This window comes from Bacillus sp. PAMC26543 (assembly GCF_014250375.1).
In the GTDB taxonomy this organism is placed as follows: Bacteria; Bacillota; Bacilli; order Bacillales; family Bacillaceae; genus Bacillus; species Bacillus halotolerans.
Map to the genome: position 1 here is coordinate 529,010 of NZ_CP060193.1, position 12,113 is coordinate 541,122.

Consider the following 12,113-nt stretch of genomic DNA (forward strand, 5'->3'; position numbering starts at 1 on the left):
CTATTCCGTTCAACGGAGCAGAATGCCGTTTTTTTATGCAAAAAAAGACTGCCGGCAAACTCCGGCAGTCTGACAAGCTATTCTGCAATCGACACTTTTCCTTCAGGTTCGGCGACAGCCGTTTTTTTCTGGCTCCATGCATAGAGGAGAAGAGAAATCAGAACAAATAGACCCGCTGTTAAGTAAATAGATGAGAAGCCAGCGGAAGCAACGAATAATCCGAACACATACGATCCAGCGGCAATTCCGCTGTCAAAGAACGTAAAGAACGTCGCTGTCGCAAATCCTGAACGGTGTGCCGGTGAATTTTGTATCGCCAGCGTTTGCATGCACGGCACGATTGAGCCGTATCCGAGCCCGATCACCGCTCCGGATAATAGCAGCATCCAGCTGCTGTGCGTAAAGGCAAGCATGCAAAGTCCGACAGAGAAAATCAGGATTGAAGGGTAAATCACAATCCCCGGTCCGACTTTGTCGAACAGTTTGCCTGTAAACGGACGCGCGACCATCATCGTAACGGCAAAGCATACAAAGAAGTAGCCGCTGACATTTAATAGATCAATAGACTTAGCAAAAACGGACAAAAATGCCGTAACTGTTGAATAACAGAATGATATAAACAACCCTACAATCGCAATCTTAAGCGCGCCTTTTTCAAACATATCCGACAGAGAGAAGCGGAATACAGTCGTTCCGCTGCTGATGCTGTTTGGCACTTTAATGAGTAATGTAACAAACAGCCCGACAATCATAAACACTGCAAAAATTGTAAAGAAGACAGAGAAAGGCACAATTTTCACCAGGCTCAATCCGAGAAACGGACCGATAGCCATTGCGAGGTTCATAGACATGGCAAAGTATCCAAGCCCTTCGCCGCGGCGTTTAACTGGAATGATATCCGCTGCGATCGCGCCGGTTACAGTGGTTAAAATACTGAACCAGATTCCTTGGAAGAACCGCAATCCAAGCAGCAGATAGAAGTTATGGATTGGCAGGTAAAGAAAAGACGAAAGGGCAAAAATCGCCATCGATACAATCGCCATTCTCTTTTTCCCAAACCGTTCTATAATAGCTCCTGAAAAAGGACGTGTGAAAATGGCGGATAACAAGAACAGACTGATCAACAGCCCTCCCTGAGATTCAGTACCTCCCAGCTCCTGCATCATATAGATAGGCAGAACAGTTAAAAATGTATAAAAGAACACAAAAACAAACAAGTTCACGAGAACGACCATAATAAAATCTTTGGTCCAAATCGGTTCAGACTTTTTCAAATGTATGTCACTTCCTTAATTCATTGTTGTAAAAACAAACGAAATAAATGAGAAAACGCTTCTTTATCTTCATCACGGAAATCTGCAAGCAGTTCTTCCTCAAATTTAAGCATTTTCAGATTGATTTCTTCGTATTTTTTCTCTGCTTCTTTTGTGAGGACAACGAGTTTTTCCCGTTTGTCTTCACCTTGCCGTCTCTGTACCCATCCGTTTTCTTCAAGGCGTTTGATCGTCCGGGTCACGGTTGGCGCTTCCACATTTAAATAGGACCAAATCTCCTTTTGAGTCATTGGTCCGATCGTACGCAAACAATATAAAATTGACCATTGAGATGAGTAAAGGCCGAATGGCTCCAGCTGTTCATTGGCTTTTTTGGCAATCAGGCGGGCGCTTTGGTTGATTTGATGAATGAGGTGTCTGTTGACGTAGGTCATTTCGGTCTCCTTCTAAAAAAACTTACCTAAGTAACTAATTGCTTTTTTCATTTTACAGGAGCGATGAAAGGATGTAAAGATATAAATTTAGTGACGCGAAATAATTAGCGGAAGTTGAAAAGTTCGTTTCACCCCTTGTCCTTATTGAGTTTTTAGCATATTCCCACAAGAATGCTAATACACTGTTACAAACCTAACAAAGAGAGTGTTTGAGGTGAGGGATCGTGGGCATATTTCACAAACTTACTTTTAAAACCATACAACAAAGAAGCTGCATAATGAATGACTCTTTACAGAATACGGATCTCATTTCACACTTCTCACATCCATTTTAGGGAGGTCGAGTGGTGTGCACGATTACATCAAAGAGCGAACAATCAAGATAGGAAAGTACATCGTGGAGACAAAGAAAACCGTTCGTGTCATTGCGAAGGAATTTGGTGTTTCCAAAAGTACAGTACACAAGGATTTAACAGAGCGTCTGCCTGAAATCAATCCTGACTTGGCAAACGAAGTGAAAGAAATACTCGATTATCATAAATCCATCAGGCATTTAAGAGGAGGAGAAGCAACAAAACTCAAGTATAAAAAGGATGAAATTCTTGAAGGAGAGCCCGTTCGCCAGCCATAATCACTTAGGACAAATCAACTGCATTGTCTTCCGGAAATCGTTTGTAGATCATCCGCAAAAATTTGTAAAGAACTTAATGTGCTTCCAACTTTTTTTCTATATTTTATGATAATATATATAATTAGGGCACAATGTGGATATTTACTGTGAAACAGATTTTCAAGGAGGATATAAATAGATGTTTGCAAGGGATATTGGTATTGACCTCGGTACTGCAAATGTACTGATCCATGTTAAAGGTAAAGGAATTGTTCTGAATGAACCTTCCGTAGTTGCACTTGATAAAAACAGCGGCAAAGTGCTGGCGGTTGGCGAAGAGGCAAGACGAATGGTTGGACGTACACCTGGGAATATTGTTGCGATTCGCCCGCTGAAAGACGGAGTTATTGCTGACTTTGAAGTAACAGAAGCAATGCTGAAACATTTTATTAACAAGCTGAACGTAAAAGGCCTGTTCTCAAAACCGCGCATGCTTATTTGCTGCCCGACGAATATCACATCAGTTGAGCAAAAAGCAATCAAAGAAGCTGCTGAAAAAAGCGGCGGTAAACATGTGTACCTTGAAGAAGAACCGAAAGTTGCCGCTATTGGCGCGGGTATGGAAATATTCCAGCCGAGCGGTAACATGGTTGTAGACATCGGAGGCGGGACGACGGATATCGCAGTCATCTCAATGGGCGATATTGTCACCTCCTCTTCTATTAAAATGGCTGGGGACAAGTTTGACATGGAAATCTTAAATTACATCAAACGCGAGTACAAGCTGCTGATCGGCGAACGTACTGCGGAAGATATTAAGATTAAAGTCGCAACAGTTTTCCCAGACGCACGTCACGAAGAAATTTCCATTCGCGGACGGGACATGGTTTCCGGTCTTCCAAGAACAATTACAGTAAACAGCAAAGAAGTAGAAGAAGCCCTTCGTGAATCTGTAGCTGTTATTGTGCAGGCAGCGAAACAAGTGCTTGAAAGAACACCGCCTGAACTGTCCGCTGATATCATTGACCGCGGCGTTATCATTACCGGCGGGGGCGCGCTCTTAAACGGCCTCGACCAGCTGCTCGCTGAAGAGCTGAAGGTTCCGGTGCTTGTCGCTGAAAATCCAATGGATTGTGTGGCGGTCGGCACAGGTGTTATGCTTGATAATATGGACAAGCTTCCTAAACGCAAACTAAGCTGATCAATCAAACCTCATTCTGAAAAAGAATGGGGTTTTTTTATGAAAACTCTTCACGAATTGATGAGAAATGCCGATAATAGGATAAAATACTTATTTGAATTATAGAACGAATGTTCCTGCATGACAACTGGAAAAAATGCCATTTTAGAGGTGGAAAACTTGTTAAAAGGATTATATACCGCAACATCCGCAATGATTGCCCAGCAGCGCAGAACGGAAATGCTTTCAAATAATATTGCAAACGCAAATACATCCGGATATAAAGCAGAACAAGGCTCGATGCGTGCGTTCCCTGAGATGCTTCTCAGCAGAATTGAAGCAAAATCTCCGGCCGGCACATCGAAAACAGAAATCGGTTCCGTTAACACCGGTGTGTATATGCAGGAGCTTAAGCCTCTTTTCACACAGGGAAGCCTTAAGTCGACGGATCAGCCTACAGACATCACATTGATTGAAAATCAAGTTCCGGTAAATGCAGAAACAAATGAAAATGCGGCCCTTTTTTATCCGGTTCAAACGGCGAATGGTATCCGTTATTCCAAAAGCAGCACGTTTTCTTTAAATGAAAACAATCAGCTGACAATCAACGGAAATACCATTTTATCCACGACAGGACAGCCGATTACGGTCGATAATGAAAATTTCACTGTGTCTGAAAACGGTACTGTTACTGCGAACGGACGAACAGCCGGACAGATTGATGTCAGAATGGCAGAGGACGTCAGAAATCTAAAAAAAGATGGCAATGATTTGTACAGCACGGCTGACGGAAATGACCTGCCGAGTGCGGCTGGCAATAACCAAGTATCCTATTCATTAAAACAAGGCGTTTCCGAGCTTTCGAATGTTGATGTGACGAGCGCCTATACAGAAATGACTGAAGCGTACAGATCGTTTGAAGCAAACCAGAAGGTCATTCAGGCGTACGACAAAAGTATGGACAAAGCAGCCAATGAAATCGGAAAAATATAAGATAACGGAAGAAAAAACGGGGGACATCAACTATGCTCAGGTCAATGCTAACGGCATCAACAACCTTAAACCAGCTGCAGCAGCAGATTGATACAATCAGCAGCAACCTTTCCAACAGCAACACAACCGGCTATAAGGCTAAGGATACGAATTTCTCTGAGCTCGTCAGACAGCAATTCGATCAGGTTGATGAAAAAAATGAAGAAGTGGCACAATCCCGAAAAACGCCGCCCGGCTTGCGCCTTGGCGTCGGAGCGATGATGAATTCACGGCTCGTATCCGATCAAGGAAGCATTAAGAAGACGGAGCGCGATCTGGATATCGCTTTTACGTCTCCTTACCAATACCTCCAGGTTAACGTGAATGGCAATCGCCAATATACGAGGGACGGAGCGCTTTATTTATCGCCTTCCGCTGATAATGCCAACCAGCTTCAGCTCGTGACAGGCAACGGTCATCCCGTGCTTGATGAAAACGGCAATGCAGTAAACATAGACAGCTCAATGAAAAAAATCACGATCAATGAAAACGGGACCTTAACCGCATCTAACGGGAATACGGTGCAGCGGTTTAATCTCGGTGTTGTCCAAGTGAACAATCCTCAAGAGCTGAAATCCGAAGGAAATAATCTTTTCTCCATTGATAATGCGGCAGCCTTTGAAGAGCTGAATGGCGCAAACAGACAAAACATCGGCATGCAGCAGGGTGCACTTGAGATGTCAAATGTGGATATTTCTAAGCAAATGACAGATTTGATTGCGTCTCAGCGTTCTTATCAGCTGAACAGCAGAACGATCACAATGGGTGATCAGATGCTCGGTTTGATTAATTCTGTCAGATAATCGAAAGATGGGCGTTTTCAATCAGCCGCGCATAATAAAAAAGGCGGCTTTTTCGAAATCGTCCTTTTTTTTGTAGTATTCCGTGATGTCCTCCAAAAGCACCTCTAAATCCACCCAAGCTTCGATTTTTTCTAATTCAAGCACATATTCAAGCAAGGTATCATAAGGATCTTCAGCAGACGTATAGAGCGCTTCAAGTGTTTTTAGTTTCAATTGAATTGTTTGAATGTTTACCTTTTCAGATAATTCTTTCCCTTTTTGCAAAACCGCTTTTCCTTCTGAGATCTTTTCTGTTTTAAAAAGAGCTCTGACGGATTCATACACACAGTGCAGATAGGATACTGGAGAATTGGTTTCAAATTCATGATTCTTCAATACCTTTTTAAAGTAGAGAAGCGCTTCATGGTCCTTCTTTTCGGTTGCTTTTAAAAAGCCCAAATTATAATAAGCGTGACACAGCAGATTATCATCATTTACCTGCTGGGTTTTCCTGATGATTTCTTTGAAAAGCTGTTCAGCCTCATCATAGCGCTCTTGATCAATATAGTTTACAGCGAGGAGCAGTTTGCAGCTGATCACCTTTTTGACATAGCCGAATTGATGCAAGTAGATATTTAATGCTTTTTCAACATATTGGATGGAAAGCGGCGGTGATTTCATCAAGTAATAGGCGCCGGCGGTTTGATAATAAAAGTCAGCGGCTTCAAATGCGTTTTGAATCGCGTGCAGGTACTGCTCAGCTTTTTTAAAACCATTCACCGCATGCTTCGGAGCGGTTTTGACCATTTCATATAATCCTGAGAAAAAATGCAGATAATATTTCAATTCATCATCCATTTTGTCTTCCTGTTCATATAACTCATGGAATAATGAATCCATCCCGTCCTGGTTTTCAAAAAGGAGCTGGTGGCGTGCGAAGAACAATTGATAACGCATCCAAAGTTTTGTGTTCTTTTTAAGTTTCGGAAGGTGCTGGTCGATTTTCTCTTTAAGTGCTGCTGCGTCATCCATTTTACGTTTGCCAATAGCGGTATACCACTCGTCTAACATTTTTTGAATTCTTTTTTCAATCAACTTCGAAATCATTTTCCTACCTCTTTGCTAATGGTAAAATCTATAATTATCATATCACAACTTTTGACGGCTCTCATTGACAGTTGGTTACACTTTGGGCGCCGGTTGAAAAAGAGGTTAATTCATAATATACTTTTCAAATGTACAGATTAGATCATAAATGATTGCTATACATACTAACGCAGATGAAGGAGATGTCAAGAGAATGCTTGATACTCAGCAAATTAAAGAAATTATTCCTCACCGCTATCCGTTTTTGCTCGTAGACCGGATTACGGAAGTTGAAGAAGGCAAACGGGCAAAAGGCTATAAAAATGTAACTGCTAATGAAGAGTTCTTTAACGGACATTTTCCACAGTATCCGGTAATGCCCGGCGTATTAATTGTAGAAGCGCTTGCTCAAGTCGGGGCTGTTGCGATGCTGATTAAAGAAGAAAACCGCGGCAGATTGGCGTTTTTTGCAGGCATTGACAATTGCCGGTTTAAAAAACAAGTGAAACCTGGTGACCAGCTTCACCTTGAGGTGGAAATCACTCGTGCGAGAGGCACAATCGGGCGCGGAAAAGGCGTTGCCAAAGTTGACGGCGAAGTGGTTTGCGAAGTTGAACTGACTTTTGCCCTCGGCGAGTAAGTGAAAAGAGACAGATGGGCAGCGGCACATTTGTCTTTTTTTCTTTCAAAACAAAAAAAGCAGGTGATTGTATGTGGAAAGAGTTTAAGACCTTTGCCATGCGCGGGAACATTGTTGACCTTGCGATTGGTGTTGTAATAGGGGGCGCGTTCGGTAAGATCGTCACATCGCTCGTTAATGATATCATTATGCCTATAGTTGGCTTGCTTCTGGGAGGGCTTGATTTTTCGGGGCTGTCCTTTACATTCGGTGATGCGGTCGTCAAATACGGCAGCTTCATTCAAACCATTGTAAATTTCTTAATCATATCGTTCTCTATTTTTATTGTGATTCGGACTTTGAATCAATTGAAGCGTAAGAAAGAAGCGGAAGAAGAGGCTGAGGCGGAAGCGGCGGATGCGCAAGAAGAGCTGCTGAAAGAAATCAGAGATCTGCTGAAGCAGCAAACAAGGTCACCGGAATAAAAAAGACTGCCGTTTAAAACGGCGGTCTTTTTGTTTGGAAAGGGAGAGTTCTCTTTCAGGTCAGTTCTGGGCCCTTCACTTCGTTTAATGTTTCGGGGCTTTCTATTGTTTCAGCAAGATGAATAAGCATCGAAACAGAGGTGCCGACATCCGGGGTGCTTTTGATCTTCAATTCACTTCCGCAAAAATGTTTCAGCCGCTGGTTGATATTTTTTAATCCGACGCTGCGATCGAAATCGGAGGATAGGAGATCTTCTCGTTGTTCCGGAGGCATACCGACGCCGTTGTCCTCTACTCTAATGTAATACTCATTCCCGCTTTGTTTTTTAACTGTCAGCTTGACCCATCCACCGCCTCTTTTCTTGCTGACGCCATGATGAACTGCATTCTCCACCAATGGCTGAATCATTAAAGGCGGAAGGATGAAGTCAATGTCTTTGTCTATATCGAAAAGAATGTCCAGCCGATCGCCGAAGCGCGTCTTTTCTATGGAGAGATAGGAATTGATAATAGAAAGCTCGTTTCTGAATGAACTGATGGCTGATGTATTTTGGAAATCAAAACTCATTCTTAAATAGTTAGTAAATTCAGCTGTTATCTCTCGCGCTTTTTCAATATCCAAATGACTGAGTGAAATAATTGTGTTTAATACATTGTAAAGAAAATGAGGCTTAATTTGCGACTGGAGAAAAGCCATCTCCATTCTTGTGGCTTGATTTGCTGTATGCTTCATCATAATCAGGTTTTTGATACGCGCCATAAATTCAGAGTAATGATAAGGTTTTTGCAAAATGTCATTCGCTCCGGAATGAAAAGCCTTGTATTTGTCATGGCCGATAATGGCTGCTGTAATGATGAGAACCGGAAGATCGACCATACTGAATCGTTCACGAATTCTCGTACAGACTTCGAAACCAGTCATATCCGGCATCATTAAGTCCAGAATCACCAAATCAAGCTTCGTGCAAGAAACCACTTCTAATGCTTCCGTTCCGTTTTTTGCAGCAATTACATTGTAGGGGACACCTTCAAGCATATCGCTTAAAATTTTCAAGCTGTCAATGTTATCATCCACAATCAGAATGGTTGGAGCGTCAATTTTCTCAGAGTAATAGGGCGTGCTTAAAGAGATACCTGACTTCTCTAGCCCGGACTGTAATTCTGGAAGACTTGTTTTGGTTTCGGGCACAGATTCATGATGGACAATGGGCAATGTGAAATGGAACGCCGAACCTTTTCCCTCTTCTGATTCAACCCAAATGTCTCCGTTTTGGAGCTGGACCAGCTGTTTGACAATACTAAGGCCAAGACCGGCTCCGTCGTCTTTATTCGTTTCTGCTTGCTGAAAAGACTCAAAAATGGTTTGGCGATCGGCTTTGGAAATGCCGCTTCCGGTATCGGTAACTGTCACCTTGATCATGTTATCGTTCAGCTTTGAAGCAGAAAGTGTAATTTGACCCTCCGCTGTATACTTGATTGCATTGTCTACTAAATTGGTCAATATTTGACGAAAACGGTTTTCATCTGTGAGCACTAAAGGAAGATCATCTGGAATAACATTCTTAATATTTAAGTTTTTATGTCTTGATAAGAGATTGTAGAAATTCATTTCGGAACAAACTAAAGTATAAATATCAACAGGAACCGGGTGAATCTGAAGCATGCCTTGCTTTATTTTTTCTAAATCCAGGATGTCATTTACCAGATTGGACAGCCTATAACCCATGCGGATAACAAGCTGCATGTTTTCTTTCTCTTCTTCTATCGTTCTTTTCCCTTTGCCGGCCAGCAACGTTTGGCATATATTAATAATGCTGTTCAGCGGTGTTTTAAATTCATGCGATGTCTTCGCTATAAACTCATCCTTCAGCCGGTCAACCCTCAGTAATTTCCACGACAGCACTTCATTTTCGCGGAATGCACCGGCAAACTGCTGTGCCATGAGAAGAACAATCGCCAGCAACGCAATGACTGTCGGCAATGAGTAGATCGAATTAAAAGAAAAAGCCGTTTTTCCTGTGTAAGCGGAGATGGTCGTTAAAATGACAAAAGCACTCATTGATATAGAAGCGATTGTCAGATACAGGCTTCCTTCCATTTTGCGGATCGCTGCGATCGTAAAAATATATGTGATATAAACCAGGGTCGAAACGGCTAGCACGGAATGTAATATGTATGAGGAGTGGCCAATAAACCCAACGGTTAAAAAATCTATGATCAAGACCAGCCCGCAAGAAACAGTGGCTATGAGAATAAAACGTTTTGACACAATCTCTCTGTAAGCGAAATAGAGATAGAGAAAAACCGCTATACTGACAAACACAGTTGAGATTGCCCTCATTGAATTTAACAATGAAAATGAAATGGACGGAAAGAGGAGGAATATAATCCGCTCTTTTCCGATCATCAGAATAATGAATGAAAACAGGAGGCACATAACAGAAAAAAACAGCAAATGTTTATCCTTTTTTCTTTGCAGGTAAAAGCCCAGAAAATATAATCCGGTAATGAAAAATGCCGTCATCATGACCGTATCATTAAGAAAGGAAATTTTGTTTTCACGCACTATTTGGTCCTGGGTTCCAAAGGTAATCGGCTTTGCGATTCCCCACCCCGGTGTTTTTCCGAAGTTCGAAAACTGTACGACAAGTTCATTATCACCCTTGTGAAGCGAAAAAAAGCTCGTATACGGTCTGTTTTGTGCTGTAAAATCAGGCTTATTTGAGGGGCTGCCGCTTTGCCCTATGGTTTGTCCATTAAAATAAATGCGATTTGCACTGTAAATAAACGACGTGCTGATCCCGAAAACCTGATTGTCTAGCTTTGATCTGATCGTCAGCTTGTACGTTCCGTAATCCACGTTGATACCTTGCTTGGCCAGCTTCACATTACTGGGAACATCAACGAAGAGGGGATCTTTTCCTTTTGCTGAAGCAATCTCATTTGGCGATAAAATCTGATTTGGATATAATGTCCACTTTCCGTTCAGCTGTACATTCCCATCCTTCTGAAAATCCCAGTTCTCCAAGTTCATGACCCCATGCTTTGCTTCAGGAAGTGTTGATCCAGAAAAATGATCAATCGCTATAAAAGCCATAAAAAAAGCGGCATAACCGAAAATAATTGAAATGAAAATGAATTTTTCTTTCATATCAATGCTCCTTTATAATAGGATCATTCTACATTCCTATTTTTTATAAATATTGTAAATGCAAACTTTCAAAAGCTACAATAGAAAGAAAAAGAATCCAATTAAAGGGGCTATTTGGCATGATATAATAGAAGATATTTACTAATATCTCGATTTTACATATAGGGTGGGATGTGTTTTTGAACGCGTTAATTGTTGATGATGAGCATCTGGCATTGCTTCATTTTAAGAATATGCTTGAACGGACAAACGCCTTTCAATCTATTACGGCATTTCAAGATCCGATTGAAGCTCTGGAGCATGCGGCGATTCCTGCTATAGATGCGGTGTTTCTTGATATTGAAATGCCCGGAATAAATGGCATTGAGCTTGCTGAAGCGATTCAAGCGCAGAATGAAAACGTCCAAGTCGTTTTTATCACGGCTTATAATGAGTTTGCTATCAAAGCGTTTGAGCTGAATGCCATTGATTATTTGCTGAAGCCTGTCATTTACAAGCGGCTTGAGACAACAGTTGAACGTATCAGAACGAATAACAAGCTCAGGGCACCTGCAGAAAATACCGAGGCGCATTATTTCATTCAATGTTTTGGAAGCCTGCAGTTTTATCAAACCTTAAATAGCGTCAAGACAAACATACCGGTCAAATGGAGAACGTCCAAGGCGCGTGAAATCTATGCTTTTTTACTTCAAAATCAAGGACGTGTCGTCAGTAAAGACCTGTTAATCGACCTTTTTTGGCCCAACTATGATGTTTCAAAAGCAAGCACCCAGCTTTACTCAACCATTTACCAAATACGGAAATTAATCGGACAGGTTCCTTTCGGCCAATCAATCGAGAAAACCGAAACAGGGTATATTCTTCGTTTTTCAGGAGTAAAAATTGATGTTGTTGAATGGGAAAGGTCACTAAAAGAGGCTCCGCCGCTTAATACATCTACCTTACACCAGCACATGGATATGTTAATGTCATACGAAAACCATTACTTTATGGAGTACGGCTACTTGTGGGCAGAACCGGAAAAAACGCGTCTTGCCCAACTGTGGATCGGCAAGGCATATGAATTGATTGATTTTTTCATGCATGAAATGAACTACAGTCAAGCGATGGACATTTGTCTGCAGGTTGAGAAAATTGAACCTTTCGATCATAAAATTATGCAATGCAAAATGCAGATATTTAACAAAAACGGGAAGGTAGAAGAGGCGATAAAGGAATATCAGCGCTACAAACAAATGAAAGATCAGATTAATTAAAGAAGCAGAAAACTTATCCAAACCAGTGAGTGTCGATTGCCTTTCGATGCACACTGGTTTTTTTTGTACATGACACCTAAAGGGAAGGCCCTCGTCATATGTCTGAAACTTCTAATCTCTAATTATATCCATTTCACTTGAATCATACATGAATTTTTGTTGTACAGAAATTGTATAGTTCCATTTCATACAATGTAGTTTGGT

12 protein-coding genes and 1 pseudogene are annotated in these 12,113 nt (G+C 41.6%); 8 read left to right on the top strand and 5 right to left on the bottom strand.

The window, feature by feature from the left end:
- Positions 1-77 precede the first annotated feature (77 nt).
- A complete protein-coding gene (locus tag H7F27_RS02660; protein WP_044159669.1) occupies positions 78-1,274 on the bottom strand; it encodes an MFS transporter in 1,197 nt (398 codons plus the stop codon).
- A 20-nt stretch (positions 1,275-1,294) separates the two neighbouring features.
- Positions 1,295-1,708, bottom strand: coding sequence for a MarR family winged helix-turn-helix transcriptional regulator (locus tag H7F27_RS02665; RefSeq protein ID WP_185848518.1), 414 nt, complete (start codon positions 1,706-1,708; stop codon positions 1,295-1,297).
- 224 nt (positions 1,709-1,932) lie between these two features.
- Here H7F27_RS02665 and H7F27_RS02670 point away from each other — a divergent pair, with 224 nt between their 5' ends.
- The 5 genes from H7F27_RS02670 to H7F27_RS02690 all read left to right on the top strand — a co-directional run bounded on the left by H7F27_RS02670 (position 1,933) and on the right by H7F27_RS02690 (position 5,333).
- Positions 1,933-2,043, top strand: coding sequence for a protein usd (locus H7F27_RS02670; protein ID WP_082687840.1), 111 nt, complete (start codon positions 1,933-1,935; stop codon positions 2,041-2,043).
- Between the two features lie 14 nt (positions 2,044-2,057).
- Positions 2,058-2,339, top strand: coding sequence for a sporulation transcriptional regulator SpoIIID (gene spoIIID, locus H7F27_RS02675; RefSeq protein ID WP_010332180.1), 282 nt, complete (start codon positions 2,058-2,060; stop codon positions 2,337-2,339).
- Positions 2,340-2,517: 178 nt separating this feature from the next.
- Positions 2,518-3,519 carry a cell shape-determining protein Mbl gene (gene mbl / locus H7F27_RS02680; RefSeq protein ID WP_010332179.1) on the top strand — a complete coding sequence of 334 codons (1,002 nt, stop codon included), beginning with the start codon at positions 2,518-2,520 and terminating at the stop codon, positions 3,517-3,519.
- 159 nt (positions 3,520-3,678) lie between these two features.
- Entirely contained in the window at positions 3,679-4,491 is an 813-nt protein-coding gene (gene flhO / locus H7F27_RS02685) for a flagellar hook-basal body complex protein FlhO (RefSeq protein ID WP_185848519.1), read from the top strand.
- A gap of 32 nt (positions 4,492-4,523) precedes the next feature.
- A complete protein-coding gene (locus tag H7F27_RS02690) occupies positions 4,524-5,333 on the top strand; it encodes a flagellar hook-basal body complex protein FlhP (protein ID WP_024123118.1) in 810 nt (269 codons plus the stop codon).
- Between the two features lie 21 nt (positions 5,334-5,354).
- On the opposite strand, the gene H7F27_RS02695 is transcribed toward H7F27_RS02690, so the two are convergent.
- Positions 5,355-6,419, bottom strand: a complete 1,065-nt coding sequence (locus H7F27_RS02695) for an aspartate phosphatase RapD (RefSeq protein WP_024123117.1) — start codon at positions 6,417-6,419, stop codon at positions 5,355-5,357.
- A gap of 193 nt (positions 6,420-6,612) precedes the next feature.
- Between H7F27_RS02695 and fabZ the strand changes: the two genes are divergently transcribed.
- Together fabZ and mscL are read left to right on the top strand one after the other, a co-directional pair.
- Complete coding sequence (gene fabZ / locus H7F27_RS02700) at positions 6,613-7,038, top strand: 3-hydroxyacyl-ACP dehydratase FabZ (protein ID WP_024123116.1); 426 nt, start codon at positions 6,613-6,615, stop codon at positions 7,036-7,038.
- Between the two features lie 71 nt (positions 7,039-7,109).
- Complete coding sequence (gene mscL, locus H7F27_RS02705; protein ID WP_185848520.1) at positions 7,110-7,502, top strand: large conductance mechanosensitive channel protein MscL; 393 nt, start codon at positions 7,110-7,112, stop codon at positions 7,500-7,502.
- Positions 7,503-7,557: 55 nt separating this feature from the next.
- On the opposite strand, the gene H7F27_RS20775 is transcribed toward mscL, so the two are convergent.
- Together H7F27_RS20775 and H7F27_RS20780 are read right to left on the bottom strand one after the other, a co-directional pair.
- Positions 7,558-8,538: a histidine kinase gene (locus H7F27_RS20775; protein ID WP_260627362.1), complete on the bottom strand. Its 981-nt coding sequence runs from the start codon at positions 8,536-8,538 to the stop codon at positions 7,558-7,560.
- 228 nt (positions 8,539-8,766) lie between these two features.
- Positions 8,767-10,653 (bottom strand): annotated as a pseudogene (locus H7F27_RS20780) (ATP-binding protein); the annotation flags it as partial.
- Positions 10,654-10,832: 179 nt separating this feature from the next.
- On the opposite strand from H7F27_RS20780, the gene H7F27_RS02715 reads away from it, so the two are divergent.
- A complete protein-coding gene (locus H7F27_RS02715) occupies positions 10,833-11,909 on the top strand; it encodes a response regulator (RefSeq protein WP_185848522.1) in 1,077 nt (358 codons plus the stop codon).
- Positions 11,910-12,113: the final 204 nt, after the last annotated feature.

Bases quoted from the DNA above. Each gene is read 5' to 3' on its own strand.
- H7F27_RS02665 (WP_185848518.1), bottom strand. From the start codon at position 1,708: ATGACCTACGTCAACAGACACCTCATTCATCAAATCAACCAAAGCGCC.
- mbl (WP_010332179.1), top strand. From the start codon at position 2,518: ATGTTTGCAAGGGATATTGGTATTGACCTCGGTACTGCAAATGTACTG.
- H7F27_RS02690 (WP_024123118.1), top strand. From the start codon at position 4,524: ATGCTCAGGTCAATGCTAACGGCATCAACAACCTTAAACCAGCTGCAG.
- H7F27_RS02695 (WP_024123117.1), bottom strand. From the start codon at position 6,419: ATGATTTCGAAGTTGATTGAAAAAAGAATTCAAAAAATGTTAGACGAG.
- fabZ (WP_024123116.1), top strand. From the start codon at position 6,613: ATGCTTGATACTCAGCAAATTAAAGAAATTATTCCTCACCGCTATCCG.
- mscL (WP_185848520.1), top strand. From the start codon at position 7,110: ATGTGGAAAGAGTTTAAGACCTTTGCCATGCGCGGGAACATTGTTGAC.
- H7F27_RS20775 (WP_260627362.1), bottom strand. From the start codon at position 8,538: ATGCTTGAAGGTGTCCCCTACAATGTAATTGCTGCAAAAAACGGAACG.